Source organism: Pararhizobium sp., assembly GCF_035497515.1.
Taxonomy (GTDB): domain Bacteria; phylum Pseudomonadota; class Alphaproteobacteria; order Rhizobiales; family Rhizobiaceae; genus Pararhizobium.
In genome coordinates, this window is record NZ_DATJDJ010000176.1 from 1 (window position 1) to 26,618 (window position 26,618).

Sequence of the window (26,618 nt, forward strand, 5' to 3'; positions counted from 1 at the left end):
CCCTCCAGCAGCCGGGCGACAAAACGCAGACGTTCCTCCATCACCGAAGTCTCTCTCCACGGCATCAACACCTCCCGCAAAAAGCGAAAAGTGTTACCGATGTCTCCGGTACAAAACGTCACCTATCTCTCAGGTCGGACAGTGCTATCTCCACGTTTTGATTCAGCTGGCTTTCGGACTGTCGTGCGAACGGGTTCCGTCCAAAGGTGTTCTATGCGTTGTTCGCCGAATTTGCCGAAGTAGTTGGACGTTCGTGCTTCCAATCCCGGTAGACACTGCGCCGCTGGGCTATCCCATCGTATCCGCCAGGCTGCTTCGGACCGGCGCGCCCGGCTGCAAAGGCCTTCTTCTGGCCGGGCATGTCTATGCTCCCGAAATGGCTTCTCGTCCTCGGCCAGTCCGATATCGATTGCAGTCGCCCGTCGGTGAATGCGGATCTGGCCGGCTGGAGCATCGGCCTCGTCGATCTGCGCAACATTCCGCAGTCGGGCTGGTACAACAGCACGCATGCGCAGGTGACTGCCTCGCTCGATATTACCCGGCAACCCGGCGTGGTCGTTGCGTCGATCTTCATCCCGCTGTTCGCCCCGCTGCTGATACCGCTCCTGGCGATCTGGCTGAACCACATGGAAGACGGTGTTTTCCAGGTCGATACCCATGAGATGGTCAACATCATCATCGGCTGCCTGTTCGCGGTCATTGCGCTGAATTTCGCCGTCTACAGCACCTATGTCGTGCTTTCGAGCGGCGACAATACGGTCAACCGGCTGCTTGCGCTGAACTACCTGACGCAGCCTCAGCGCTGTTCATCAACATCCTGTTTGCCCGCAATTTCCTCAGCCGGGTTCTCGGCCCCTCTGTGCAGGAACAGGCCTATATGGTGCTGATGTGGGCGATCCCCGGCCTGATCCTCATCCTGGCGACGGCCTTCATGCTGGTCGCCCGGGTCTGATCTGGCGTCAGGTCAGCTGGTCGACAGCGGCGATGACGCCGCGCAGTTCGGCCAGCCCCTTGAGCCGGCCAATGCACGAATAGCCGGGATTGACCTTCTTCTTCTGGTCGTCGATCAGCAGGTGGCCGTGATCGGGCCGCATCGCGATGACGCTATCCGCCCGCCCCGCCTTTTCGCGCCGGCGCTCCTCCATCCGCAGAACCGAGATCAGCGACACCATGTTGACGTCGCCGCCCAGATGTTCGGATTCGATGAACGATCCGTCCGGCTGCTTGCTAACATTGCGCAGATGGGCAAAATGGATGCGGTCGGCGAAGCGCTTGGCCATGGCGATGACGTCATTGCCGGCGCGCGAACCGTAGGAGCCGGCGCAGAGCGTGATGCCGTTTGCCGGCTCATCAACCGCGCTCAGCAGCGTCTGCACATCCTCTTCCGTCGAGACGACGCGCGGCAGGCCAAACAGTGAAAAGGGCGGATCGTCGGGATGAATGGCGAGCCGGACACCGTTTTCCGCCGCCACCGGCACGACCTCTTTCAGGAAATCGATCAGGTTGGCGCGCATATCGGCGGGCGAGGTGTCATCGAAAGAGGCGATCTCGGCGCGAATCTTCTCGCGGGTATGGCTGTCCTCGCCACCCGGCAGGCCAGCGATGATGTTCTTTTCCAGCGTCAGGATGTCGGCTTCGCTCATCCCGGCAAGGCGCTGCCGGGCCGTCTCGATCACGGCCGGACCGTAGCTCTCCTCCGCCGCGCGCCGCTTCAGCACGAAGACGTCATAGGCAACGAAGTCGATCATGTCGAAACGCAGCGCGTAGCCGCCAACTTCGGTCGGATACATCAGGTTGGTGCGGGTCCAATCGACCACAGGCATGAAATTGTAGCAGACGACGGGCACGCCGCCCTTTCCGAGATTGGCAAGGCTCTGCTTCCAGGCATCGAGGTAACGGCGCCACTCGCCGTCGCGCCGCTTGATTGCCGAATGGATCGGGATGGATTCGCAGACTGCCCATGTCATGCCTGCCTTGCGGACGATCGCCATGCGCTCGGCGACGTCGTCCGGAGTCCAGATGCGGCCGTCATAGATGTGATGAAGGGCGGTGACCACACCGTGGGCGCCTGCCTGGCGCGCATCCGGCAGGGTGACCGGATCCTGCGGTCCGAACCAGCGCCAGCTTTCGAGCATATCCCTGTCTCCTGTTATAATGTTGGACAATTAAGCGATATTTTGTCGCTGTGACAAGATATTCCTGTTGAATGCAGCATTATGTGGGGCATATTACAGGCTTCCAACCCAAGGATCATGATGAAGACGGCTCCTGAAGACGGCAATCGCGCATCGGCGGTCGATGGCATGGTGGCGCATATTCGCGGGCTGATTCGCGAGCGCGGCCTGACCGTCGGCGATGTACTGCCGAGCGAAGCGGAACTGGCTGTCATGTTCGACGCCAGTCGCAATACGGTGCGCGAGGCCTTCCGGACGCTGAAGGCCTATGGCGTCGCCGAATCACGCCAGAAGGTCGGGGCGGTGCTGACCGACCAGCATCAATCGGCGATGCGCGACCTCTTCTCCTTCGCCATGGATATTTCCGTCGATGCTTTTCGCGATATCCAAGGCTACCGGCGGCTCACCGAAATGAACCTGTTCGATCTCCTGTCAGAGCGCATCGACGAGACGGTGCTCTGCGAAATGGAGACGCTCAATGCCGGGATCAGAGAGGCGGCGACGCCGGAAGAGGCCTCGGATCTGGATTACCAGTTCCACAAGCTGATGGTCGACGCAGCCGGCAACCGGACGCTGTCGGAAACCTATGGCATGCTGAAACCGGTGATCAGCCGCCTGATGCTGGCGGGGAAATCGCAGCGCCTTGTGCGCGAGGGCGTGACGGCGGAACATGCCGATATCATCCAGGCCCTGCGCAACCGCGACCGGATCGGCTTTGCCTTTTACATGAACCGGCATCTGGACGCCGGTCTGGAATTCATTCCGCCGGCTGACGCGAAACACGGCCTGAAATGATTTTGGATGTGGGAGACGTCATGAGTGAGTTTGCAGGCAAGGTCGCGGTGGTGACCGGAACGACGGGGATCGGGCGCGCCGTGGCGCTTCACCTGGCCCGTGCCGGGGCATCCGTTGCCTCGCTCGGGATCGACCGGGCGGCCAATGCGGAGCTAGAGGCGCTTGCCGCACGGGAAGGGCTGCCGCTTGCCGTCTTCCACACGGATGTCTCCGTCCCGGACAGCGTGCGAACCAGCGTGGCTGCTGCGGTCGGGCGTTACGGTGGTCTCGATATCATCGTCAATGCGGCGGCGGTCCATCCCTATGGCACGGCAGAATCGACGCCTTTCGCGACCTTCATGCATTGTCTGGCCGTCAATGTCGGCTCGATCCATCTGACGGCGGAATACGGCGTGCCGGAAATACGCAAGCGCGGCGGCGGCGTCATCGTCAATCTGTCGAGCGTGCAGGGACATGCCTGCCAGAGCGGCGTTTCCGCCTATGTCGCCTCCAAGGGCGCCATTCATGCGCTGACGCGGGCGATGGCGCTCGACTTTGCCGCCGATCGCATCCGTGTCGTCTCGATCAGTCCCGGCTCCGTGCGCACGCCGATCCTTGAACTGGCGGCCCGCACCTTCGAGGGCGAGGATGCCGATATCGACAGCGTCTTCCAGCGTTTCGGGGCCGCGCATCCGCTGGGGCGGATCGGTGAACCGGAAGAGGTGGCGGCGCTTGCGGCCTTCCTCGCCTCCGACCGGGCCGCCTTCATCACCGGCTCGGACCACCGTATCGATGGTGGGCTGACCGCCGGGATTGGCGTACGTTAGGAGAACAGCATGAGCACCGCGATGAAACGTTCGGCCATCAATGGCATCATGTCGGAAAGCGAAGCCTTCATGCGCTCCTTCGGCTATATCCTGCCGCCGTTTTCGCGCTGGTCGCCGGACGAGATGCGGGCGCGCGGGCAAGAGATCGACGGCATTACCGGGGCAGCACTCGGCTGGGATATCACCGATTTCGGGCTTGGCGATTTCGAGCGGACAGGCCTGTTCCTGTTCACCGTCCGCAACGGCCGTTTCGCCGATCTGCAGCGCGGCCGCGGCATGCTCTACGCCGAAAAGGCCATGATCGCCCGCAAGGACCAGGTGACGCCGATGCACCGGCATCTGCTGAAGGCCGAGGACATCATCAATCGCGGCGGCGGCACGCTGGTAATCGAACTGTTCGGCGACAGCGACGGGACGTGCGACCGCAGTAAAGGTGTGCGGGTGGCGACGGACGGCATCTGGCGCGACCTGGCGCCCGGCCACAAGCTGCGCCTGTCCCCCGGGGAAAGCGTCACCCTGATGCCCGGCGACTGGCACGCTTTCTGGGGCGAGGACGCCGACGTCTTCGTGGCCGAGGTCTCAACCGTCAACGATGACAATACCGACAATATCTTCGAGGACCCGGCCGTGACGCGCTTTTCCGGCATAGAGGAGGACGAGGCACCGCTGCATCTGCTGGTGCCGGATTATGCGGCGTGGCTGCGGTAGGGGCGGCGCTTGGAGGTGCCGGTGCTTGTTGGCGCCTGGCCAGCCCCCGCATCCCGTCCTCGCCCTTGAGGCGAGGATCCATAGTCCGCACGGCGGTTGGGCGCTTGCCTCCTTGCACCGTTGGCGTTGCCGCCTGGATCCTCGGGCGAGGACCGAGGATGACGAAGGTTGGGGACGTGATGGAACCAAGCAACGGTATTCGGAGCAGGGATGCGTCTTTCCTCAAGGGACCTTGCCGCGTTGCCATGGACCCCTGCTCTCGATTGTGCGAACTCGTCTTCACTCCAAAACTTCAGCGCACCAACCCTACGATCCCCGCGCCTCCGTCCGTGCATAATGCGTTGGCGACAGGCCGACGAAGCGGGTGAAGGCGACACTGAAGGTGCTGGCGGAACTGTAGCCGACACGTTCGGCGATCTCGGCGATGCCGGCTTGCCTGCGGCGCAGCAGGTTCTTGGCGAGCGCCATGCGCCAGGAAAGCAGATATTCCATCGGGGCAACGCCCATGGCGCGGCTGAAGCGCTCGAAGAAGGCGGAGCGGGAGAGCGAGGCTTCCTTGGCAAGCTCGACCACGGTCCAGGCGCGGGTCGGCTCTTCGTGCATAAGGCGGATGGCGGCGGCGAGGCGTCCGTCGGCGAGACCGCGCAGCAGACCCGGTGACGCGCCCGTCCCCGCCGACGAGCGTAGCGCCTCGATCAGCAGGACTTCGAGCAGTCGCGCCAGGATGACCTCGCGGGCGGGCCGCCTCGCCCGTGTTTCTTCCGCAACAAGCTGGACGATGGTCGAAAGCCGCCGTTCGCCGCCGACATGGATGAGTTCGGGAAGCAGCGAGACGAGCAGGGCTGCGTCCGGAGAGCCGAAGGTGAAATGCCCGACCAGCATGCGGACATCGGGCTCCGCATCGGGCTCGCCGAGCCGCACGCCGCCCTCGACCATGGTGACATGCAACGGATCGTAGTGACCGGCGCCATCCATATTTCGGCTCGACACGGTGAAATCATAGGCCGCCGGAATGAGCACGAAGTCACCCTCTTCGAGACGCACCGGCTGCATGCCGTTCGCTGCCAGGAAGCAGGAGCCCTGCAGCACCACATTGTAGAAGGGCTGGCCGGTCTCCGACCGCTGCACGCGCCAGGCGCCGGCGGCGCTGACAGTTTTTGCCATGGGCGCGCTCGGCTGCAGCAGCGCGACGACCTCGGCGAGGGGATCGATCATAACCGGACTCTTGCGGATGTTTTAAGGACTTTGAACTGTAGAGAGTACGGATCGCGATGTCTATGTTCCGTCATCGCAAACACATGAAGGAATCCCCATGAAAACCGTTCTCATCACCGGATGCTCGTCCGGCTTCGGCCTGGAAACCGCGAAATATTTCCTCGACCGGGACTGGGCCGTCATCGCCACGATGCGCGCACCGCGCCCTGACATCCTGCCGCAATCGGAGCGGTTGCGCGTGCTCGCGCTCGATGTCACCGATGCGGCCAGCATCCGCGATGCGGTCGCGGCGGCCGGGCCGATCGATGTCCTCGTCAACAATGCCGGGATCGGCTTCCTCAACGCGCTCGAGGGGACGTCCATGGCGACGGCGCGCGACATCTTCGAAACCAACACGATCGGCACGATGGCGATGAGCCAGGCCGTGCTGCCGCAGTTCCGGGAGCGGAGGGAGGGCGTCATCGTCAATGTCACGTCCATGGTCACCGTGAAGCCGCTTCACCTGCTCTCCGTCTATACCGCCAGCAAGGCGGCTGTGAACGCCTTCACCGAGGTGCTGGCACTGGAGCTCGAACCGTTCAATATCCGCGCCAAGGTCGTGCTGCCGGGCCGGGCGCCGGATACGCGCTTCGGTGACAATGCGCGCGGCCGGATCGAGGCTGCCGGTGGTTTTCCGGATGCCTACGCCGATCTGGTGCAGAGCGTGTTTGCCGGTTGGGCTGAGCAGTCGGCATCCGAGATCACGCAGGCCGTCGATGTGGCCGAAGCCGTCTGGCGCGCCGCGACCGATCCGTCATGCCCGGCCTTCCTGCCGGCCGGCGCCGATGCCGTCGCGGTTTATGGCGAGCGTTAATTTTTGGGATTTTCGCCGCTGGTCTTCGGACTGGCGGCGGCATCTGTTCGCATGAAAACGGCCTAGTGAGGCGGCTAACGACGCTCTCATCCCTCCCGCGTCGAGATCGCCGTGACGGCCAGTGTGGTAAACCCGCTGATGGCGATGGCGGCGCGGGGTGGGGTGGGGATGGCGCCGCAGAGGCTGCCGGTGGTGATGATCCGGCCCTTGGCGACGGTGTCGGTCAGCGTATTGGCAAACAGCAGGAAGGCTGCGACCGGGTCGTCGTTCGGATGCTTGCCGGGGCCCTCGAAGACGGTGTCGCCGTTGACGGTAATGGTCAGCGGATAGGATTGGCCGGGTTCGATCAGCTTGGCCGGCAGTTCCTCGCCGCGCACATAACCGGCATTGCCCAGCCGGTCGGCCAGGAAGAGCAGGGCAGGCGACTTGCTGCCGTCATCCAGCCTGTGGCCCAAAAATTCGACACCGGAATAGATGCCGGCGACATGGTCGAGCAGCGTTTCGCGCGTGTAGGGGGTGGTGCCCGGGGCAGGCAGGTCCTTGCCGAGCACGAAGCAGATTTCCACTTCCAGCGCATCGACGGCGGGACGCTCGAAACCGGCGGTTCCCGATTCACTGGCATGGGTAATGTGCGCCATCGGCGCCGAGACCGAGCTGCCGTCCGGGCGGATCGCCACCTTGTAACCACCGGTCAGCCAGCCGTTCAGAGACAGCGTCTCGTGTTGCACGGCAAAGGCGTCCGCCGGCGTCGCGGGTTCCGAAAGCGAAGCGGAGGTCAGGCGGCGTCCTGCCTTGTCCGCATCCGACAATTGGCTGGCGAGCGAGGTGGAACTGGCGACGGACATGGGAATCTCCTGAAGGTGAGTGTCCGTTCTTTCGATCACAATCGCGGACAAAGGAAAACCCCGGAATTGTTATTCCGGGGCTCCTTGTCGCATAACGGGGAGGGGACGTTATGCGGCCTGAACCTTGTGGGAGACGCGGGCCCATTCCGGGATCCAGGTGCCGTGGGCGGCGAGCAGGTCGTCGGTCAGCGACCAGATCTGGTCGAGGTCGAGTTCGGCGGCGGTGTGCGGGTCCATCATGGCGGCGTGGTAGAGGTGTTCACGGTTCTGCGTCATCATCGCCGCGACTGTCAGTTCCTGCACGTTGATGTTGGTGCGGATCAGCGCTGTCAGTTGCGGCGGCAGGGCGCCGATATAGGTCGGCTGGATGCCGTTTTCATCGACCAGACACGGCACTTCGGCGGCGCAATTGTCGGGCAGCGAGGTGATGCAGCCATTGTTGCGCAGATTGCCGTAGATGACCGAGGGTTCGCCGGTCCAGACCGAATTCATGATCGAGGAGGCGTATTCCTTCGACTGCGCGACTTCGATCTTGTCGGCCGAGCGGAAGGCCGCGGCCTGGCCCTTCCAGCGTTCCACCTGCTCGATGCAGCGCTTGGGATATTCGTCGAGCGGAATGCCGAACTTCTCGATCAGGTCCTCGCGGCCTTCCTTGATGAAATAGGGCGTGTACTCGGCGAAATGTTCGGAGCTTTCGGTGACGAAATAGCCGAGACGGGTGAGCATTTCATAACGCACCTTGTTGGGGCAGCGCGGGTTCCAGGTCGGTTTCGGCGCCCGGCCTTCGCGATAGCCGCGCACCAGGTCCGGATAGAGATCGCGGTAGGAACCGTCGGGCTGGCGATGCTCGAACTTCAGATAGAAGGCCATGTGGTTGATGCCGGCAGAGCGATAACGGATTTCCTCGTAGGGAATGTCGAGATCGGCGGCCAGTTCCATCGCGGTGCCCTGCACCGAGTGGCAGAGGCCGACCTGCTTGATGTCAGGGTATTTCTCCGAGATCGCCCAGGTGTTGATCGCCATCGGGTTGACATATTGCAGCAGGATCGCCTCCGGGCAGACCTGCATCATGTCCTCGCAGATCGCCCAGAGATGCGGCACGGTGCGCAGGCCGCGCATGATGCCGCCGACGCCGAGCGTATCGGCAATGGTCTGGCGCAGGCCGTATTTCTTCGGCACCTCGAAGTCGGTGACGGTGCAGGGCTCATAGCCGCCGATCTGGAAGGCGACGACGACGAAATCGGCCCCTTCCAGCGCCTTTTTCTGGTTGGAATGCAGCTCGATCGTCGCTTTGGCGTCGAGCGTCGAAATCAGCTTGCGGACGACGACTTCGCTTTCTTCCAGTCGTTGCGGGTTGATGTCCATCAGCGCGATCTTGGCGCCTGCCAGTGCCGGACGCTGCAGCACGTCGCCGATAATGTTCTTCATGAAAACGGTCGAGCCGGCGCCGATGAAGGTGATCTTGGGTTGTCTCGTCATGATATGCCTCTTGTCTGTCGGTTATGCGGCTACGTCGAAGGCGGCGCGGACGAGCCGTTCGGTGTAGGCGGTCTTGGGATGGGTGAGGACGTCTTCGACCGGGCCCTCTTCGACGATCCTGCCGTGCTGCATCACCACGACCCGATGGCAAAGCGCGCGCACGACTTTCAGGTCATGGGAGATGAAGAGATAGCTCAGTCCTTTTTCGTCCTGCAGCTTGCGCAGCAGTTCGATGATCTGGGCCTGAACGGAAAGATCGAGCGCCGATGTCGGCTCGTCGAGCAGGATGAATTCCGGTTCGAGCGCAACGGCGCGGGCGATGGCGATGCGCTGCCGCTGGCCGCCGGAAAATTCGTGCGGGAAGCGTGACAGGATATTGTTGGGCAGGCCGGCGCTGTTCAGGGCCTCCTTCACCCGTTCCAGCCGCTCGTTGCGGGTGGCGCCGAGCTTGTTGACGATCAGGCCTTCCTCGATGATCTGGCCCACCGACATGCGCGGGTTGAGCGACGAGAACGGGTCTTGGAAGACTACCTGCATGCGCGAGCGCAGCGGACGCATCTCGTCGCGGCTCTTGTTCTGGATTGGCTGACCGTCGAACAGGATTTCGCCGCCATCTGCCCGGAGCAACTTGACAAGCGCCTGGCCGAAGGTGGTCTTTCCTGAGCCGGATTCTCCGACGAGACCGAGAGTCTCGTGCCGGTGGAGCTTGAGGCTCAGGCTATCGACTGCCACCAGTTCGCGCAGCTGAGGCTTGAAGAAGCCGCCGGCCTTCAACATGAAGGAAACACGCACGTTCCGCCCCTCGAGGATGGCGGCGGAATCGACCGGCATCGGATTGGCGATACCCTTCGGCTCGGAATTGAGCAGGTGGCGGGTGTAGGGGTGCTGCGGATTTTCGAACAGGGCCGTGGTGGTGTTGTGCTCCTTCACCTCGCCGTTCTGCATGACGTAGACATAGTCGGAGAACTGGCGAACGACGGTGAGGTCATGGGTGATCAGGATCACCGCCATGCCGATCGTCTTCTGAAGATCGCGGATGAGGTTGAGAATCTGCGCCTGTACCGTCACGTCGAGCGCCGTCGTCGGTTCGTCGGCGATCAGAACGTCCGGGTTGTTGGCGAGTGCCATGGCGATCATGATGCGCTGGCGCTGGCCGCCGGACAGCTGGTGCGGATACTGGTTGAGACGGTTTTCCGGATCGGGGATCTGCACCTGGCGCAGCAGTTCCAGTGTCCGCTGTGTCGCCTGCGACCGGCTCATCTTCTGGTGGACGCGGATCGCCTCGATGATCTGGGTGCCGATCGTATAAACCGGGTTGAGCGAGCTCATCGGCTCCTGGAAGATCATCGAGATGCGGTTGCCGCGCAGCGCCCGGCGCTGGCGATCGGAGAATTTCAGGACGTTCTGGCCGTCATATTCGATGCTGGAACGTCCGGAGACCGAGGCGCGCTTGGTCAGCAGGCCCATGACGGTGCGCGCCGTCACCGATTTTCCCGAGCCGGATTCGCCGACGACCGCGATCGTCTCGCCGCGATAAAGCTGGAAGGACACGTCCTTGACCGCATCGACGGTGCCGTGCTCGACCTTGAACTTCACCCCGACATGGCGAGCGTCGATGATGGGCTTGCCGACGGCGGCGGCATGGTCGTGCCTTTGTTCGGGGGCGAGCAGGCTGATATCCACGAGTGCCATGGTCGTCTCCTCAGTACGGGTCGACGGCGTCGCGCAGGCCATCGCCGAGCGCATTGAACGCAAAGACGGTGATCAGCACGAAGGCCACGGGGGAAAGGATCCAGGGATAGGATCCGATGACGGAATAGGTGGCGGTATCCTGCAGCATCAACCCCCAGGACATCAGTGGCGGCTTCACCGCAAAGCCAAGGAAGCCGAGGAAGGATTCGAGCAGCACGACGTTGGGGATCGCCAGCGTCACGGCGACGATGACGTGGCTCATGACATTGGGGAAGATGTGCTGGAAAATGATGCGCCGGTCGGTCGCGCCGATCGCCATGGCGGCGCGGACATAATCGATCCGGGCGAGCGCCAGCGTCTTGCCGCGGACTTCCCGCGACATCTGCGCCCAACCGAGCGCCGACATGACGAAGATGACGAAGGCGAGGAAGACATTGGTGGGCGCCGTCACCGGGATCAGCGAGGTCAGCGCCAGGTAGAGCGGCAGTTGCGGAAAGGCGAGGACCAGTTCGACGAAGCGTTGCGTCCAGGCATCGAAACGGCCGCCGAAATAGCCTGACACCATGCCGACCGTGGTGCCGACGACGGTGATGATGAAGACCACCGTCAGCGCGATCATCAGCGAGACCCGGGAGCCATAAAAGATGCGCGAAAGCACGTCGCGGCCGAACTTGTCGGTGCCGAGGAAGTTGACCGGCGTGCCGTCGACAGCTCCGAAGAAGTGGCGCTCGGTCGGGATCAGCCCGAAGAGCCGGTATTTGAAGCCCTTGACGAAGAAACCGAGATTGTGCGGGTTTGCATAGTCGGGACCGATGATCGGCTGGAAGGTGATCGGATCAAGCTCGGTGCCTTCACCGACAGTGTAGGTACGCGGCCAGACGAGGCTGCCGTCCTGATCGGTGATGCTGATCGTCTGCGGCGGGGCAAAGCCGACGCCGGTCAGCTTCGGATCGACGGGTGAGAAAAATTCGGCAAAGATCGTCATCAACATCAGCAGGCAGACGAGGATCAGGCCGGCCATGCCCGTCCAGGAGTGTCTGAGGCGGCGCCAGACCAGCGACAGATAGGTCTCGTTGCCATGATGGGATGCTGGAACCGGAATGGTGGCGGCTGTTTGAACATCTGCTTTCATGCGTGTGCTCCTCCACCAAGCCGGACGCGGGGATCGAGCATGGCGAGCAGCATGTCGGCGATGATGTTGCCGACGATCAGCGTTGCCGACAGGACCAGCATGAAGGTGGCGGTGACATAGACGTCGCCCACCCACATGGAACCGACGATGGCCGGACCGACCGTGGGCAGCGCGAAGATGATGGCGGTCTCGATCTCGCCCGTCAGCATGTAGGGCAGGACGACGCCCTGGTACATGATGAGAGGGTGAAGCGCGTTCGGCACCGCATGGCGCATGATGACGGCGCGTTCGGACAGGCCCTTGGCGCGGGCGGTCTCGACATATTGGGCGTTCAGCGTATCGAGCAGATTGCCGCGCATCACCCGCATATTGTAGGCGAGGCCGCCGAAGGTGGCGATGGCGATGACGGGCCAGACGTGTTTCAGGAGATCGACGAACTTGCCCCAGGACCAGGGCGCGCCGCCATATCTGGCGGAATTGAAGCTGTTGATCTCGCTGACGTTGAAATGGAAGACCAGCACATAGACGATGATCAGCGCCATCAGGAAGCGCGGCACCGTCATGCCGAGAAAGGAAATGCCGGACAGGAGGCTGTCGACCCAGGTGTATTGGCGGGTGGCGGCGAGAATGCCGAAGGTGATGCCGATGACGGACGCCAGGATATGGCAGACGAGCGCCAGGGCCAACGTGCGCGGCAGACGTTCGCCGACGACATCGGCGACGGGCTTGTTGTAATAGAGGCTGTGACCGAAATCACCGCGGGTCAGCATGCCGGTGATCCAGTTGACGTATTGCATCGGCAGCGGCTTATCCAGCCCGTTGGCGATCTTGTAGGCCTGGGCCTGGGCGTCGGCCTGCTCGAAGCTGGCGCCGCCCTGGTTGATCGCCTGGGACCGGATGTAATCGCTGTAGTCCCCCGGTGGTGCCTGGATGATCGCGAAGGTCACGACGCTCAGTACGAAAAGAACGGGTATGGCGGACGCTATGCGCACAAGCAGAAATCGGAACATGGCTGTTAGGTTCTCTTGTGTGTTTCGGGGTGTCCGTCTCCGGCCGTCTTGAGGGGACGGCCGGAGGGAGGGGTCAGATCGATCGGATCAGTTCGACAGGCCCTTTTCGCCCGGCTTGCCGGGGAGCTGGTCCTTGAACAGTTCGTAATCGGCCTGCTTGTCGGCGGCGACGAAGACGCGCTCGCGGATGATCGTGTCTTCGGCCCAGTTGAACATGTAGATCGGCGCGCCGACCGGGATGTTCGAGAAGCGCTTGTTGATCATCAGGGCACCCGGATATTCGGTCAGGCCGACAGCATCGATATTTTCCGTCGAGACCTTCTGGTACTGCTTCATCAGATCGGCGCGCTCGTTCACATCGTTCGAGGTCACGAACCTGTTGACGATATCAACCATCTCCTGCTCGAACGGCATCAGGTCGAGGGAGCCGTCCGTGCCGCCACGATGATGCCAGCTGGTGCGGGGGCCAGTCGCGGCGAGCTGCGGCGTGTTCTGCACCACGGAGGCGATTTCCGAACCGTTGCGCAGCACCATCCAGTCGAAGCGGCCGGCGTCGCGGGCCGCGTCACGCTTGACGCCATCGATGGAGTTCAGAACGACCTTGACGCCAAGCTGTTCCATCTGGCCGATCACGCCTTCCGCAAGGTTGCGGTCCGTCGTGTAGTCGGAGCTGGCGAGCAGCACGACCTGCACGTCCTGGCCACCGAGCGTTTCGGCCGGGAAGTTGACGAAGCCGTTGCCGTCGGTGTCTTTCAGGCCGGCCTTTTCGAGCAGGGCCTTGGCGCCATCGAGGTCGAACGGATAGTAGACGGTCGACTGGCGGTCGTAGAAGCTGGTGCCCGATGACAGGCCGCCCGGATAGATGGCGGTGAACGGACCCTTGACAAGCGAATCGCCGATCTTCTTGCGGTCGAGCGCCATGGAGACCGCCTTGCGGAAGTCGAGGTTGCGGTTGAGCTCGCGGACCGCCTTGCCCCGTTCGTCGGGCTCGCCCCAGCCGTTGCCGGAGAAGTTCAGGTGCAGGTTATAACCGATCAGGCGGGCGCCGAAGGCGAGGCGGGCCGGTGCGCTTTCCTGCGCGGCGCGCTTCAGCGATTCGACGAAGTTTTCTGGCTGCTCGAGGTTGGAGATGTCGCCGGAGCCTGCGATCGTCTGCACGTCGCGGTCGGCCCAGGTCGACAGCTTGTAATGCAGTTCGTTCAGATAGGGCAGCTGGTTGCCGTTCTCGTCCACCTTCCAGTAGTAGGGATTGCGGCGCAGCACGATGATATCGTCCGGGCGATATTCGACCGGAATCCAGGCGCCCATTGCGGGAATATTCATGTATTCCGGCGGAAAACCATTCTTGTACTGGTCGTAGGTGAAGTCCTTGGCGTATTTCGGATGCTTGGTCTTCAGGATATGCGCCGGGCCGGGGCAGAACGTGCCGTAGGCCATCGAGTAGAGATACTGGCGCGGGAAGGCTTCCTTGAACGTCCATTCGACCGTGTTGGCGTCGATCGCCTTCAGCGTCGTGCCTTCGCCGAAAGTTTCAGGCGAAGCGCCGTTCAGCGGCGTGACATTGGGATCGACGATATTGTCTTCCCAATGGAACATCACGTCTTCGGAGGAGAAGGGCATGCCGTCTGACCATTTGGCGCCTTCGATCAGGTGCATGGTCAGCTTGTGGCCGTCTTCTGACCATTCCCAGCTCCTGGCGAGGTTCGGCAGTGGTTCGACGTCCTTTGCCTCGACCTGATACAGCGGCGCGGTGCGCGTCAGGCATTCCGAGATGCCGATGTCGATGCCGCCCCAGCCTTGAGTCTGGCCGGCGGAATAGTTCCAGCCTTCCGGGCGGCCGCCGATCACGTGGCGCATCGTGTCGCCGTAGACGCCGACGCCATCCGGCATGTTGCCTGTCTTGAAGACCATCGGCTCCTTGGGCAGGCGCTCGGCCACCGGCGGCAGCTTGCCGGTCTTGACGAATTTCTCGGTGACCCATTCCGGCTCGTGATATTCCGGCAGAGCCTTGAATTCCAAGATGGAATCGCGCGGGACATAGGTAATCTTGCCCTGCGCCGGAAATGGCGGCTGCTCGGGCACTTCGGTCGGCTCGGAAGCCCAGGCATGCAACGCGAAGGCGGAAACGCCGAGCATCAGCGCGGCTCCCAGCTTCATACGGCGATTGGTTCTCATCGTTTCTCTCTCCCTCATGCTTCATGCCGTACCGAGATGGAACGGCTTGCTCCTCAAGCATTTTCTCTGCAGCTTCCGCCTGACGCGACGCCCGGTCTACAACCTTGGTAAATTCACTTCAGCGAACCATACAGTCAGATCATTGTTGTTCACGCGACGGGTGGCCCACTCTCCGTCATCCCTGTGCTCGCCACAGGAACGACGGAGGAGGTGGCGGCTCCCGTTTTTCGGCAAACACTGACAGGAAGCCACACAACCACGATCTCCAAACTCGGCTCAGCTCGCGGCCTTGAGCTTCGTTGCTTCCTTTTCGGCACGCAATTCGTCAATCGAGCGAACCTCGCGGCGGGCAACGCCCTTCCAGTCGCGGGTCTTGACCGTCGATTTGCTCAGGCGCTCCTTGGCGGCCGGGACGGCATGGGCATATTGCGGCAGCCACTCGGACTGGGCCACGACCATCTCGTCGACCATCTGCCAGACTTCTTCCGGCGTGCAGATGGCGCCGACCAGCGGGTCATGCAGCACAGCCAGTTTCAGGAGATCGATATCGCCGGAAATGGCCGCGTGGACCGACATGCGCTGGACATTGATCGAGGAAATGCAGGTGGCGGCGCAGGCTTCCGGCAGGGTGATGCCGGCAACCATGTTGATGCCGAAGCGATCGACGAAGCCGGGCGATTCGATGATCGCATCCGCCGGCAGGTTGGTGATGACGCCGTTGTTCTTGACGTTGAAATGGCCACGATAGACCCGCCCGGTTTCCAAGGCTTCCAGGATATGGCTGGCATGCTCGTTGGAGCGGCGGGCCGGATCGATCGGCTTGCCGGCATCTTCGAGGAACTGCGGGAACTCCGTCTCGAACCAGTTGCGGGTCTCGGTGGAGTAGCGCAGATAGCCGCCGGTTTCGCCGTGGATCCAGTCGGACATGTCGATCCAGCGGGTAATTTCCTCCGGCCGCTTGCGGTACCAGGGCAGGTATTCCGACAGATGGCCGTTGCTCTCCGTGGAATAGACGCCGAAACGCTTCAAAACGTCGATGCGCAGCTTTTCCTGCTGCGAGAAAACCGGGTGCGTCTCGAAGGCTGCGATCAGTTCTTGCCTACCGATCTTGCGGCCCTTGACGCGGACATCGGTGAACCAGGTCTGGTGGTTGATGCCGGAGCAAATGTAATCCAGCTCGCCATCCTTGGCACCGAGGATCTCGGCGATCTGTTCGGCGCCGTGCTGGACGCCGTGGCACAGGCCGATCGTGTCGACCTTGCCATATTCGATCGCTGCCCAGGTGTTCATCGCCATCGGATTGGCATAATTGAGGAATTTCGCGCCGGGCTCGGCCAGCTCGCGGATGTCCTTGCAGAAGTCGAGGATGACCGGGATGTTGCGCTGGCCATAGAGAATGCCGCCGGCGCAGATCGTATCGCCGACGCACTGGTCGACACCGTATTTCAGGGGGATGCGGATATCATCGGCGTAGGCGGCGAGACCGCCGACGCGCACGCAGGAAATGATATAGCGGGCACCCGTGATCGCCTCGCGCCGGTCGGTCGATGCGGTGACCTTGGCGGGCAGATTGTTGGCTTCGACTATTCTGTCGAGGATCGCCTTGATCATGCCCAGATTGTGCTCGCTTAAGTCGGTGAGCGCGAACTCTACGTCGCTGAACTCCGGCACGCAGAGAATATCGGTGAAGAGTTTCTTGGTGAAGCCGACGCTGCCGGCGCCAATAATGGCTATCTTGAAGCTGCTCATGCTGTCCTCGTCGCTAGGTCGTTGGCCGGGAAGAGCGGGCAGGGTAAAATCAATGCGCGACAAACGAAGCATTTCAATGCTTTTGGCCGCCCGCCTCTCCCTGTTGATGCCGCTTCAGCCCCGCTTATTTTCCCTTATTGAAGGGTATCTTGCTTTGTTGAGGGGCATTATGCGTATAATACCGGCCGTCGCCAGAGAGGTATTGTGCTTTCGTGGGTAATTCTGTGCTGAAAAGACTGATCGAAAATGGGCCGGTGATGCGGACGGTTTCGTTGCCGCGCGGACGCCATAGCCTGCACACTATGCCAACCAGCACGGGCTACGAGATTCGCACCGATGCGAGCTATGACTGGGACGGCAGAAAGCGCGGCCAGACGCCGTTTACCGTGCTGCAGCACACGATCGCCGGGGCTGGGAACCTGCGTTATGAAAGCCGCAATTATCGTGTGCGCGAAGGCGAAACCCTGCTCGTGCTTGTGCCGCACAATCACCGTTACTGGCTGGAGCAGAACGGCCGCTGGGAGTTTTTCTGGATTTCCATGAATGGCGAGGAGGCGCTGCGCATCCACCGGGCGATCCTTGCGACCACTGGTCCGGTGCTCAACCTGAAGCCGGAGACGGTCGAACGGCTGGCCGATTGCAGTTTGCGGCTCATATCCGGCGGCGCCGATGCGCCGGGCAGCGCGTCGGCCATCGCCTATGAGGCGGCGATGGTGCTCTATGACGATGTCTTCGGTTCCCATCCGGTCTTCAGCCAGGAATACCGGACGATGCAGCACGTGCTCGACCATATCAATACCCATCTCGAACAGCCGCTGCCGGTCGAGAAGCTGGCGGAGGTGTCGGGCCTCAGTCGGGCGCATTTTTCGCGGGTCTTCGCCATCAGCGAGGGTATGCCGCCGGCGGAATTCGTTCTGCGCAAACGGTTGCAGCGGGCAACGAAGCTTTTGACCAAGGCGGCGCATCTTTCGGTGAAGGAGGTGGCGATCATGTCCGGGTTCGAGGACCCGAACTATTTCGCCAAGGTATTTCGCCGCTATTTCGGCGCCAGCCCGACGGAATTCCGCACGACGGGCATGTATTCCAGCATTGCGACCGGCAGTCGGACCTCGGTGAGTTCGGCCGCCGGATAGGCTTCAGTAAAATAGATGCCAGGGTGTGATGAAGGTCTGGCTTGCCTGCTGATCGCGTTCCTGGTCGATTGCGATCGCCTCTTCCCGGGCCTTGCGCGCTGCGATGTCCACCCGAACCGGCTTTTCCGCCTTCGGCGGAGGCGTGAGGTAACCAAGCGTCATTCCACCGTGATAAAACATTCCGTTCTCCGACTTGAGCCAGTGACCTGTTACCCGGTCTTGGCCACAATCCTGACATAATCGGCGCCGGTGTCAATAGTCTATCAAATCTATGCCTTATTCACCTTTTGTTTGCTATCCGGCCGCTGTCCGAGTTGGTGTAGAACCAGATCGAATTGCTTTCCTTCTCGACGAAGGGCGCCATCGGCTGCATATGCTGGCCGGATTCCTCCACGCCGAGGCGGGGCGACGAGCCGAAGAAATGGCGCGGTTCCGGGCGGACTTGGCCAAGGTTGCCGCATTCAGTCGAACGGCGCAGACAGATGTGCAGCCGAACCGGCCCGTGTCAGCAGACCTTATCCGGGGAACCGGAGCGGGCTGAAGGTCTGCGGATCGAGCGCCCGCGTCTTGAATTCATCGGGCTCTGGATTTCCGGTCAGAAGGCTTGCCGCCAGAGTGCCAAGTGCCGGGGAGGTCAGGATACCGAAGCCACCCTGCCGGCCAGCCAGAAGAAATCCGAGTGGTCACGGGCAGGGCCGATCACCGGCAGCTTGTCGGGCGAGAAGCTGCGCATGCCCGCCCAGCTCTTGGCGATGCGGTGGACCGGGATTGTCGTGGCTTCCTCGACATAATGGGCGGCCCAGGCGATATCGATTTCCTCCGGCTGCACGTCGCCCGGTTCGCACGGTGTCGCGTCGGCTGGGCATGCCAGCAGGCGGCCGGCATCCGGTTTCATGTAGAAATCCTCGTCAAGCTCGTTGATCTCCGGCATGGCCGAGATATCGATGCTCGGGGGCGGATCGATGAGGATGGCGGTGCGGCGATGTGGGACGATGCCGAGTGGCTTGACCCCGAACAGGGCCGCCGTCTGGTCCGCCCAGCCGCCAGCGGCATTGACGACGGTTCTGGCACGGATGGTGCCGGTGGGCGTTTCGATCGTCCAGACGCTGCCGTCGTGGCGGGCCGAGAGGACGCCGTGGCGTTCGCGGATGTCCACACCGCTTCGGCGCGCGCCCCGAACATAGCCCTGCAGCAGGCTCTCGACCTCGATATCCCAGAAATTCGGATCGTGAAAGCCTGCAGCCGCGTAACCGGGCTTCAGGATCGGCAGGCGTTCCAGCAGTTCTTCCTCATCCAGGGGTAAGAGTTCCGGCGTGAAGGCGAGTTCGGAGCGAAAGACCGCATCCAGCCTCGCTGCTTTTTCCGTCGTTGCGATCGTCACGCCGCCGCGCCGCTTCAGAAGTGGGGTATCCGAAAATCCGTCAGGGGGACTGTCGAAGAAATCCTTGGTGATGGCAGCAAGCTGGCAGACCTCCGGCGCGTTGTAGCGCAGCACGAATTCGGCGGCGGAACGGCCGGTGCTGTGATAGCCGAGCGTCGTTTCGCGTTCGAGCACGACGGTGGAGCGGTGGGACCTAAGGAAATAGGCCAGCGACAGGCCGGCAATGCCGCCGCCGATGATCGCCACGTCGAATGTCTGCATGTCGCCCTGCCTTTCGCGGTGTTGCGGACGTGACCGTAGAGGCGAGCCGGTTTGTGTTCAAATTTATAGTCTCGAAGTGGACTATAAGCCGGATTGATCGGCGACGCCTGTAATCAAGAGCCTCGCCAGCCGCTTCAGCGCCATGCTGACGGCGGGTTGCTGCACAGGAGAAGCCGGTTGGCGGCGGCCGTGATGCTGCCTCCTCGATGAGCACGACGATGGTACGCAACAGGTTTCAGTCGAGATTGTGGGCGAAGCATTCGAGGCGATTGTCGGGCATGGGAATCGTCATCAGAGGGAAACGAGGCCGGACGGTAGCCGGTTCATGATCTCATGGCCATCGGCCGTGACCAGCAACTGGTTCTCGATGATCATGCCGCCGACGCCATCGACATACCAGGGCGTCTCGAAGGCCAGCACCATGCCGGGCTCGATGATCACGTCGGATTGCCGCGACACGAACGGCCATTCCTCGCTGCCGAGCCCGGCGCCCAGCCCATGGCCGAAATGGCCGCGCGTGTAGCCGGGGAATCCCGCCTTGCCCATCGCTTCGGTGGTGATCCGGTGGACCTCGTGCATCGCCACGCCGGGTCTGATCACGGCAATCCCCGTATCATAGGCTGTCTGTAGCGCATCGAACAGCCGGCTCTGCAGCGGCGAGGGATTGCCGCAGACGAAGGTGCGGCCTGTATCGGATGTATAACCGGCGATGAGGCAGCCGACATCGACCTTGATCAGGTCTCCGGGCGCAACCATGCCGCCGCGCGTCCATGGATTCTGGCCGACAGAGACATATTCCCAGAGGCCTGTGAGGTTGTCGACCTTGCGCCGTTTGGCTTCCGCGTGTGCGCCCGCCTCCCACGCGGTAGCCAAGGCATCACGGCTGACGCCGACAGCAATTTCTTCCCGCAACGCGACGATGCCGGCTTCGGCCAGTTGCACGGCCATGCGCAGGTGGGCGATTTCGGCCGGTGACTTGATCATCTTCAACCGGCGAACCAAATCGGTCGTATCGATCAGCGTGGCGCCCGGCAGGGCGGATGCCAACAGTTGGAAATCGGAGACCGAAAGGCTGTCGAATTCGACGCCGATCCGGCCCTTGTCCAGCCCGCGATCCCGCAGGAGCGATGCTGCAAGGCTGAAGCCATGGGTGGCATCGAAGGTTTCCGGACGCTGGAAGCCGGCGGGGCGACGTTGGCGTGTCCATGCCGCCTGGATAAGCTCTTCCGGCGATGCGGCCTCCATTCCGCGGATATCGCCGGTCTCGACCCAGATCGGGTTGCTGCGGATATCGGCAATCGTGCTTGCGGCGCGAAAGGCGGCTTCGAACAGGTCGGTGACAACGGCTGCGGCATCTTCAGCGGGATCGGCGGGAATGATGGCCACGACCGCGCCTGCCCGCCGCCACATCGTCGCGACCCCGGCTGGTGCACCGGTGGCATAGGTAAAGCTTTCCGGCGACAGAAGCAGGAGGGCGTCCAGTCCCGCCGCCTGCATCATCCGCGCCGCGCGTGCCCTGTCGAGATGAGCCCCATCGAGGTGAGTCATGCTGTTTTCCGTTCACCGCCGGACCGCCGTCTTCCATTCCCGGAATGCATGAGGCAGTGCCGCATTTTCGTTTGTATCGCTTCGACCGGCTTGCCATAACGGGCACAAGAAGGAAAGCAACGGGAGGACGCCATGGCTCAAAGACAGGAATTCCAGTGGGACGATGCTTTCCTGCTGGAGGATCAACTTTCCGAAGATGAGCGGATGATCCGCGACACGGCGCGCGCCTATGCGCAGGACAAGCTGCAGCCGCGCGTCATCGACGCCTATCGCAATGAGACATCCGATCCCTCGATTTTCCGCGAAATGGGTGAACTCGGCCTGCTCGGCGTGACGGTGCCGGATACCTATGGCGGCGTCGGCGCGTCCTATGTGGCTTATGGCCTGATTGCCCGCGAGGTCGAGCGCGTCGATTCCGGATATCGCTCGATGATGAGCGTACAGTCATCGCTGGTGATCTATCCGATCCATGCTTACGGCTCCGAGGAGCAGCGCCAAAAATACCTGCCGAAGCTGATCAGCGGCGAATGGATCGGCTGCTTTGGCCTCACCGAGCCCGATGCCGGTTCCGATCCGGGCGGCATGAAGACCCGTGCCGTAAAGACCGATAGCGGTTACCGTTTGAGCGGTTCGAAGATGTGGATTTCGAACGCGCCGATCGCCGATGTCTTCGTCGTCTGGGCGAAGTCGGAAGCGCATGGCAATGCCATTCGCGGTTTCGTGCTGGAAAAGGGCATGAAGGGCCTTTCGGCGCCGAAGATCGGCGGCAAGCTGTCGCTGCGCGCCTCCATCACCGGCGAAATCGTCATGGATAATGTCGAAGTCGGCGAAGACGCGTTGCTGCCGAATGTCGAGGGGCTGAAAGGCCCGTTCGGTTGCCTTAACCGTGCCCGTTACGGCATTTCCTGGGGCGTTTTGGGTTCGGCGGAATTCTGCTGGCATGCGGCCCGGCAATATGGCCTCGACCGCAAGCAGTTCGGCAAGCCGCTGGCGCAGACGCAACTGTTCCAGAAGAAGCTCGCCGACATGCAGACGGAAATCACTCTTGGCCTGCAGGCATCGCTGCGCGTTGGCCAATTGATGGATGCCGGCCGCATGGCCCCGGAAATGATCTCGATCGTCAAGCGCAACAATTGCGGCAAGGCGCTGGATATCGCCCGGCAGGCACGCGACATGCATGGCGGCAACGGCATTTCCGAGGATTACCAGGTCATGCGCCACATGGTGAACCTCGAGACGGTCAATACCTACGAGGGCACCCATGACGTGCACGCCCTCATCCTCGGCCGCGCCCAGACAGGGCTGCAGGCTTTCTTCTGAGCGGGATAAGGGATCAGGCATGGAAACGCCGCTGCAGGGTCTGAAGGTTCTCGAGCTTGCTCGCATCCTGGCCGGCCCATGGATCGGCCAGACGCTCGCCGATCTCGGCGCCGATGTGATCAAGGTCGAAAGCCCGGCTGGCGACGACACCCGCACCTGGGGTCCGCCCTTCATCGAGGGCGAGGGCGGCGAACATCTGGACGCCGCCTATTTCCATGCCTGCAATCGCGGCAAGCGTTCCGTCGTGCTCGATTTCACTACGGAAGAGGGGCAGGAGGCCGTGCGGCGCCTCGCCGCGCAGTCGGATGTCCTGCTCGAAAACTTCAAGGTCGGTGGCCTCGCCAAATACGGGCTGGATTATGAAAGCCTGAAGAGGATCAATCCGCGGCTGATCTATTGTTCGGTCACCGGCTTCGGGCAGGATGGTCCCTATGCCCATCGTGCCGGCTACGATTATATCATTCAGGGCATGAGCGGCATCATGGACCTGACGGGCGATCCGGAGGGCGAACCGCAGAAGATCGGCGTTGCCTTTGCCGATATCTTCACCGGTCTCTACGGTGTCATCGCCATCCAGGCCGCATTGCACATGCGCGAACGGACGGGCGTCGGCCAGCAGGTCGATATGGCACTGTTCGACAGTATGACCGGGGTGCTTGCCAACCAGGCGCTGAACTTCCTCGTCTCGGGCAAGTCGCCGCGCCGGCTCGGCAATGCCCATCCGAACATCGCGCCCTATCAGGTCCTCCCCGTCGCCGACGGCCATCTGATCGTCGCCGTCGGCAATGACCGGCAGTTCGTCAAGTTCTGCGCGCTTCTGGGGCTGGATGAGCTTGCGACCGACCCGCGTTATCTCACCAATGCCGGCCGGGTGAAGCATCGCGATACGCTGACGCCGGAACTGACGGTGCGGACCCAGACATTCGACCGTGACACGCTTCTCGCCATGCTGGAGGCGGCCGGTGTACCGGGCGGACCGATCAACACGGTCGCGGACGTCTTCTCTGACCCGCAGATCATCCACCGCGGTATGCGGGTCGATACACCGCATACCGGGTCAGCCACCGGAACGGCGCCCGGCGTGCGCACGCCGGTGACTTTTTCGGACGCGGAACTGGCTCTGGAGCGTGGTTCTCCGAGGCTGGGGGAGCACACGGATGAGGTTCTGGCCGAGATCGGGATGAAAGCCTGAGGCATGCAAACAACGACCCTTTGATGATAAATCTGCATCGTTGTTTAAGGAGATCGGATCGATCTGTGTCACTGTCGTTCTGGATGGCGAAATGTTGAAGAGGGCGCAGATCTATACAGGGCTGACGACGAAGTCGGCCGTTATCCGGCACGCCTTGCAATCGCTCACATACCTTGAAGCCGGAAAAAAGCTCGCGGAACTTGGCGGCAGCCAGCCGGATCTGGAAGATATTCCACGACGGCGCCCGTGGGCTGATGGCGAATCCGAGTAGCCTCCGCCCTCAAATATTCCCCATGCAGAGATATTTCATCTCCAGATAGTCCTCGGCGCCGTGGCGGGAGCCTTCGCGGCCGATGCCGGATTGTTTGAGACCGCCGAAGGGGGCGGCTTCGGAGGACATGCGGCCGGTATTGATGCCGATCATGCCGTATTCCAGTGCTTCGGCGACCCGCCAGACCTTTTTCAGCTCGGTCGCGTAGAAATAGGCCGCAAGGCCGTAGATCGTGTCATTGGCCTGCAGGATAACGTCTTCCATCGTTTCGAAGCGGATGATCGGGGCGACCGGACCGAAGGTTTCGTCGCAGGCGACTAGCATGCCCTTGCTGACATTGGAGAGAACCGTCGGCTCGAAGAAGGTGCTGGAGACGCGCTTGCCGCCGCTCAGCAGGGTCGCGCCTTTCGAGGTCGCGTCGTTCACATGGGCCTCGACCTTCTCGATGGCCCGGCTGTCGATCAGCGGACCGATGGTGACGCCCTTGGAAAAGCCGTCGCCGACCTTGAGATTGGCGACCTCGGCGGCCAGCTTGGCAGCGAATTCGTCATGGACCGCGCTCTGGACATAGATACGGTTGGCGGAGGTGCAGGTCTGGCCGGCATTGCGGAATTTCGCCTGGATCGCGCCATCGACGGCCGCGTCGATATCGGCGTCATCGAAGACGATGAAGGGCGCGCTGCCGCCAAGCTCGAGGCTCACCTTCTTGATCTGGTCGGAACATTGCCGCATCAGGATTCGTCCGACTTCGGTCGAGCCGGTAAAGGAGATCTTGCGCACGCGCGGATTGGCGCAGAGTTCGCGGCCGATCGCATCGCCTTCCGAAGCAAGCACGAGATTGAGCACGCCCTTTGGAAAGCCTGCCCGAACCGCCAGCGCATACATGGCGAGCGCCACCAGCGGCGTCTGTTCGGCAGGCTTGAGGATGACCGTGCAGCCGACCGCCAGCGCCGGCGAAATTTTTCGCGCCACCATGGAGGCAGGAAAATTCCACGGCGTGATGGTGCCGACCACGCCGACGGGCTGCTTGATCACCAGCATGCGCCGGTCCGTCGAAGGGGCGGGGATGGTCTCGCCGTAAACCCGCTTGGCTTCTTCCGCATACCACTCGATATAGGCTGCGGCGTGCTGCACCTCGGAACGGGCCTCGTTCAGCGGCTTGCCCATTTCGGCGGTGAGGATGGCGGCAAGATCGTCGAGATGCAGGATGACCAGATCGTGCCAGCGGCGCAATATTTTGCTGCGGTCGCCGGCCGGCCGTTCGGCCCAGGGGAACTGCGCCGCATAGGCATTGTCGATCGCGGTGCGGGTTTCCGCCAAGCCCATGTCGGGCAGGGTCGCGAGCAGGGCGCCGTTGGCGGGATTGAGGACGTCGAAGGTCTGTGCGGCGGGATCGAGCGGCGTATTCACCAGGCCGAGTAGATCTGGCTCCTTCACGTGAGCGATCAGCGTTTCCGTAAAGATCATCGATGATCCCTTCTGGCGAGCCGGACGGCAAAGGCGGTGACGGTAGTGACGACCGCAGGCGATGCCGTTAGCCGATAAAGACAGCCGGGTCCACCGGGCAGCGAGCCGCCCGATGGAGAAATCAATGATAAGCGCGGCTCAGCCCCGGGCTTCCAGGATCGACGCTTCGAGGATGTCGAGGGCCTCGGCGAAGACGCCGTCCTGGATGGTGATCGGTGCCAGGAAGCGGATGACATTGCCGTGCACGCCGCAGGTCAGCAAGATCAGGCCCTTTTCAAGGGCTTTCAGGCGTACGCTGTTGGCGAAATCGGCGCTCGGCAGGTTGGTCGTGACGTCGTTGAACTCGACGGCGTTCATGAAGCCAGGGCCGCGGATATCGACGATCTCCGGTACCTTGTCGCGGATCGCCGCGAGACGCTGCTTCAGGCGGCCACCGAGCTGTTCGGCGCGGTTGCAGAGGTCCTCGTCCTTGATGACGTCGAGAACGGCATGCGCCGCCGCGACGCCGATCGGGCTGCCGCCATAGGTGCCGCCGAGACCGCCGGGGCCGGGGGCATCCATGATTTCCTTGCGGCCGGTGACAGCAGCGATCGGGAAGCCGCCGCCAAGGCCCTTGGCCATGGTGGTCAGGTCGGCGGTGACGCCGTAATGTTCCATCGCGAACAGCTTGCCGGTGCGGGCAAAGCCGGTCTGCACTTCGTCGGCGATCAGCAGGATGCCGTGCTGGTCGCATATGTCGCGAAGCGCCTTCATGAAGCTGACGGGAACGGGATAGAAGCCACCTTCGCCCTGCACCGGCTCGACGATGATGGCGGCGACGCGGTTCGGATCGACATCGGCAGCAAACAGTTTCTTCAGGACAGCAAGTGACTGCTCGACGGTCGTGCCGTGCATCTCGACCGGGAAGGGGGCATGGAAGACGTCGCCCGGCATGGCGCCGAAGCCGACCTTGTAGGGCACGACCTTGCCGGTCAGCGCCATGCCCATGAAGGTGCGGCCGTGAAAGCCGCCCGAGAAGGCGATGACGGCTTGGCGGCCGGTGGCGGCGCGGGCGATCTTGACGGCATTTTCGACTGCCTCGGCGCCGGTGGTGACGAAGATGGTCTTCTTCTCGAAATTACCGGGGACGATTGCGTTCAGGCGCTCGGCGAGCTCAACATAGTTCTCGTAGGGAACGACCTGGTGGCAGGTATGGGTGAAGCGATCGAGCTGCGCCTTGACGGCCTCGATGACGCGCGGATGGCGGTGACCCGTGTTGACGACCGCGATGCCGGCGGCGAAATCGATGTAGCGATTGCCGTCCTTGTCCCAGATTTCAGCGTTCTCGGCCCGATCTGCATAAATCTGCGTTGTCATGCCCACACCGCGGGAAATGGCTGCATTCTTGCGATCGGTCAAACTGGTCACGGCTA

Annotated in this window: 22 protein-coding genes and 1 pseudogene; 9 read left to right on the plus strand and 14 right to left on the minus strand. The window is 62.3% G+C overall.

The features are described 5' to 3' along the window. Nucleotides 1–365: 365 nt before the first annotated feature. Nucleotides 366–887 carry a hypothetical protein gene (locus VL202_RS18595; RefSeq protein WP_325465567.1) on the plus strand — a complete coding sequence of 174 codons (522 nt, stop codon included), beginning with the start codon at nucleotides 366–368 and terminating at the stop codon, nucleotides 885–887. A 72-nt stretch (nucleotides 888–959) separates the two neighbouring features. Here the strand turns inward: VL202_RS18595 and uxuA are convergent, their stop codons facing one another. Beyond that, the gene (uxuA, locus tag VL202_RS18600; RefSeq protein WP_325465568.1) at nucleotides 960–2,135 is read right to left on the minus strand and encodes a mannonate dehydratase; all 1,176 of its coding nucleotides are present in this window, start codon (nucleotides 2,133–2,135) and stop codon (nucleotides 960–962) included. Between the two features lie 117 nt (nucleotides 2,136–2,252). Here uxuA and VL202_RS18605 point away from each other — a divergent pair, with 117 nt between their 5' ends. From VL202_RS18605 to VL202_RS18615, 3 genes are read left to right on the plus strand one after another with little or no spacing between them, the layout of a single operon-like run. Beyond that, nucleotides 2,253–2,969: a FadR/GntR family transcriptional regulator gene (locus tag VL202_RS18605; RefSeq protein ID WP_325465569.1), complete on the plus strand. Its 717-nt coding sequence runs from the start codon at nucleotides 2,253–2,255 to the stop codon at nucleotides 2,967–2,969. Between the two features lie 20 nt (nucleotides 2,970–2,989). Continuing rightward, nucleotides 2,990–3,775, plus strand: a complete 786-nt coding sequence (locus tag VL202_RS18610; protein ID WP_325465570.1) for an SDR family NAD(P)-dependent oxidoreductase — start codon at nucleotides 2,990–2,992, stop codon at nucleotides 3,773–3,775. 21 nt (nucleotides 3,776–3,796) lie between these two features. Next, nucleotides 3,797–4,483: a D-lyxose/D-mannose family sugar isomerase gene (locus VL202_RS18615; RefSeq protein WP_325465611.1), complete on the plus strand. Its 687-nt coding sequence runs from the start codon at nucleotides 3,797–3,799 to the stop codon at nucleotides 4,481–4,483. Between the two features lie 306 nt (nucleotides 4,484–4,789). Here the strand turns inward: VL202_RS18615 and VL202_RS18620 are convergent, their stop codons facing one another. After that, on the minus strand, nucleotides 4,790–5,698 hold the full coding sequence (locus tag VL202_RS18620) for an AraC family transcriptional regulator (protein ID WP_325465571.1): 909 nt from the start codon (nucleotides 5,696–5,698) through the stop codon (nucleotides 4,790–4,792). Between the two features lie 97 nt (nucleotides 5,699–5,795). On the opposite strand from VL202_RS18620, the gene VL202_RS18625 reads away from it, so the two are divergent. After that, complete coding sequence (locus tag VL202_RS18625) at nucleotides 5,796–6,551, plus strand: SDR family oxidoreductase (protein ID WP_325465572.1); 756 nt, start codon at nucleotides 5,796–5,798, stop codon at nucleotides 6,549–6,551. Nucleotides 6,552–6,637: 86 nt separating this feature from the next. Here the strand turns inward: VL202_RS18625 and VL202_RS18630 are convergent, their stop codons facing one another. From VL202_RS18630 to VL202_RS18660, 7 genes are all read right to left on the minus strand, one after another. Continuing rightward, nucleotides 6,638–7,396 (minus strand): hypothetical protein, encoded by a 759-nt coding sequence (locus VL202_RS18630; protein ID WP_325465573.1) that lies wholly within the window; start codon nucleotides 7,394–7,396, stop codon nucleotides 6,638–6,640. Between the two features lie 108 nt (nucleotides 7,397–7,504). After that, a complete protein-coding gene (locus VL202_RS18635) occupies nucleotides 7,505–8,875 on the minus strand; it encodes an alpha-glucosidase/alpha-galactosidase (protein WP_325465574.1) in 1,371 nt (456 codons plus the stop codon). A 21-nt stretch (nucleotides 8,876–8,896) separates the two neighbouring features. After that, nucleotides 8,897–10,567 (minus strand): ABC transporter ATP-binding protein, encoded by a 1,671-nt coding sequence (locus tag VL202_RS18640; RefSeq protein ID WP_325465575.1) that lies wholly within the window; start codon nucleotides 10,565–10,567, stop codon nucleotides 8,897–8,899. A gap of 10 nt (nucleotides 10,568–10,577) precedes the next feature. Continuing rightward, nucleotides 10,578–11,699 (minus strand): ABC transporter permease, encoded by a 1,122-nt coding sequence (locus VL202_RS18645; protein ID WP_325465576.1) that lies wholly within the window; start codon nucleotides 11,697–11,699, stop codon nucleotides 10,578–10,580. Further along, nucleotides 11,696–12,709: an ABC transporter permease gene (locus VL202_RS18650; protein ID WP_325465577.1), complete on the minus strand. Its 1,014-nt coding sequence runs from the start codon at nucleotides 12,707–12,709 to the stop codon at nucleotides 11,696–11,698. Before VL202_RS18650 ends, VL202_RS18645 begins: the two co-directional genes overlap by 4 nt. Before the next feature lie 87 nt (nucleotides 12,710–12,796). Continuing rightward, a complete protein-coding gene (locus VL202_RS18655) occupies nucleotides 12,797–14,884 on the minus strand; it encodes an ABC transporter substrate-binding protein (protein WP_325465578.1) in 2,088 nt (695 codons plus the stop codon). 276 nt (nucleotides 14,885–15,160) lie between these two features. Beyond that, on the minus strand, nucleotides 15,161–16,633 hold the full coding sequence (locus VL202_RS18660; RefSeq protein ID WP_325465579.1) for an alpha-glucosidase/alpha-galactosidase: 1,473 nt from the start codon (nucleotides 16,631–16,633) through the stop codon (nucleotides 15,161–15,163). A 212-nt stretch (nucleotides 16,634–16,845) separates the two neighbouring features. Here VL202_RS18660 and VL202_RS18665 point away from each other — a divergent pair, with 212 nt between their 5' ends. Continuing rightward, entirely contained in the window at nucleotides 16,846–17,766 is a 921-nt protein-coding gene (locus VL202_RS18665; RefSeq protein ID WP_325465580.1) for an AraC family transcriptional regulator, read from the plus strand. 3 nt (nucleotides 17,767–17,769) lie between these two features. On the opposite strand, the gene VL202_RS18670 is transcribed toward VL202_RS18665, so the two are convergent. From VL202_RS18670 to VL202_RS18680, 3 genes and pseudogenes are all read right to left on the minus strand, one after another. Further along, a complete protein-coding gene (locus VL202_RS18670; RefSeq protein WP_325465581.1) occupies nucleotides 17,770–17,946 on the minus strand; it encodes a hypothetical protein in 177 nt (58 codons plus the stop codon). Nucleotides 17,947–18,281: 335 nt separating this feature from the next. Further along, nucleotides 18,282–19,408, minus strand: a pseudogene (locus VL202_RS18675) (NAD(P)/FAD-dependent oxidoreductase). 291 nt (nucleotides 19,409–19,699) lie between these two features. Then, nucleotides 19,700–20,956: a Xaa-Pro peptidase family protein gene (locus VL202_RS18680; protein WP_325465582.1), complete on the minus strand. Its 1,257-nt coding sequence runs from the start codon at nucleotides 20,954–20,956 to the stop codon at nucleotides 19,700–19,702. Between the two features lie 132 nt (nucleotides 20,957–21,088). Here VL202_RS18680 and VL202_RS18685 point away from each other — a divergent pair, with 132 nt between their 5' ends. The 3 genes from VL202_RS18685 to VL202_RS18695 are packed head-to-tail and all read left to right on the plus strand — an operon-like array spanning nucleotide 21,089 to nucleotide 23,739. Beyond that, a complete protein-coding gene (locus VL202_RS18685) occupies nucleotides 21,089–22,276 on the plus strand; it encodes an acyl-CoA dehydrogenase (protein WP_325465583.1) in 1,188 nt (395 codons plus the stop codon). 19 nt (nucleotides 22,277–22,295) lie between these two features. After that, nucleotides 22,296–23,468: a CaiB/BaiF CoA-transferase family protein gene (locus VL202_RS18690; protein ID WP_325465584.1), complete on the plus strand. Its 1,173-nt coding sequence runs from the start codon at nucleotides 22,296–22,298 to the stop codon at nucleotides 23,466–23,468. Between the two features lie 40 nt (nucleotides 23,469–23,508). Next, entirely contained in the window at nucleotides 23,509–23,739 is a 231-nt protein-coding gene (locus VL202_RS18695; protein ID WP_325465585.1) for a type II toxin-antitoxin system VapB family antitoxin, read from the plus strand. A 9-nt stretch (nucleotides 23,740–23,748) separates the two neighbouring features. Here VL202_RS18695 and VL202_RS18700 read toward each other — a convergent pair whose 3' ends face one another. Together VL202_RS18700 and VL202_RS18705 are read right to left on the minus strand one after the other, a co-directional pair. After that, nucleotides 23,749–25,206 (minus strand): NAD-dependent succinate-semialdehyde dehydrogenase, encoded by a 1,458-nt coding sequence (locus tag VL202_RS18700; protein WP_325465586.1) that lies wholly within the window; start codon nucleotides 25,204–25,206, stop codon nucleotides 23,749–23,751. 138 nt (nucleotides 25,207–25,344) lie between these two features. After that, entirely contained in the window at nucleotides 25,345–26,613 is a 1,269-nt protein-coding gene (locus tag VL202_RS18705; protein ID WP_325465587.1) for a 4-aminobutyrate--2-oxoglutarate transaminase, read from the minus strand. Nucleotides 26,614–26,618 lie beyond the last annotated feature (5 nt).

Bases quoted from the DNA above. Each gene is read 5' to 3' on its own strand.
- VL202_RS18595 (WP_325465567.1), top strand. From the start codon at position 366: ATGCTCCCGAAATGGCTTCTCGTCCTCGGCCAGTCCGATATCGATTGC.
- uxuA (WP_325465568.1), bottom strand. From the start codon at position 2,135: ATGCTCGAAAGCTGGCGCTGGTTCGGACCGCAGGATCCGGTCACCCTG.
- VL202_RS18605 (WP_325465569.1), top strand. From the start codon at position 2,253: ATGATGAAGACGGCTCCTGAAGACGGCAATCGCGCATCGGCGGTCGAT.
- VL202_RS18610 (WP_325465570.1), top strand. From the start codon at position 2,990: ATGAGTGAGTTTGCAGGCAAGGTCGCGGTGGTGACCGGAACGACGGGG.
- VL202_RS18615 (WP_325465611.1), top strand. From the start codon at position 3,797: ATGAAACGTTCGGCCATCAATGGCATCATGTCGGAAAGCGAAGCCTTC.
- VL202_RS18620 (WP_325465571.1), bottom strand. From the start codon at position 5,698: ATGATCGATCCCCTCGCCGAGGTCGTCGCGCTGCTGCAGCCGAGCGCG.
- VL202_RS18625 (WP_325465572.1), top strand. From the start codon at position 5,796: ATGAAAACCGTTCTCATCACCGGATGCTCGTCCGGCTTCGGCCTGGAA.
- VL202_RS18630 (WP_325465573.1), bottom strand. From the start codon at position 7,396: ATGTCCGTCGCCAGTTCCACCTCGCTCGCCAGCCAATTGTCGGATGCG.
- VL202_RS18635 (WP_325465574.1), bottom strand. From the start codon at position 8,875: ATGACGAGACAACCCAAGATCACCTTCATCGGCGCCGGCTCGACCGTT.
- VL202_RS18640 (WP_325465575.1), bottom strand. From the start codon at position 10,567: ATGGCACTCGTGGATATCAGCCTGCTCGCCCCCGAACAAAGGCACGAC.
- VL202_RS18645 (WP_325465576.1), bottom strand. From the start codon at position 11,699: ATGAAAGCAGATGTTCAAACAGCCGCCACCATTCCGGTTCCAGCATCC.
- VL202_RS18650 (WP_325465577.1), bottom strand. From the start codon at position 12,709: ATGTTCCGATTTCTGCTTGTGCGCATAGCGTCCGCCATACCCGTTCTT.
- VL202_RS18655 (WP_325465578.1), bottom strand. From the start codon at position 14,884: ATGAGAACCAATCGCCGTATGAAGCTGGGAGCCGCGCTGATGCTCGGC.
- VL202_RS18660 (WP_325465579.1), bottom strand. From the start codon at position 16,633: ATGAGCAGCTTCAAGATAGCCATTATTGGCGCCGGCAGCGTCGGCTTC.
- VL202_RS18670 (WP_325465581.1), bottom strand. From the start codon at position 17,946: ATGTTTTATCACGGTGGAATGACGCTTGGTTACCTCACGCCTCCGCCG.
- VL202_RS18680 (WP_325465582.1), bottom strand. From the start codon at position 20,956: ATGACTCACCTCGATGGGGCTCATCTCGACAGGGCACGCGCGGCGCGG.
- VL202_RS18685 (WP_325465583.1), top strand. From the start codon at position 21,089: ATGGCTCAAAGACAGGAATTCCAGTGGGACGATGCTTTCCTGCTGGAG.
- VL202_RS18690 (WP_325465584.1), top strand. From the start codon at position 22,296: ATGGAAACGCCGCTGCAGGGTCTGAAGGTTCTCGAGCTTGCTCGCATC.
- VL202_RS18700 (WP_325465586.1), bottom strand. From the start codon at position 25,206: ATGATCTTTACGGAAACGCTGATCGCTCACGTGAAGGAGCCAGATCTA.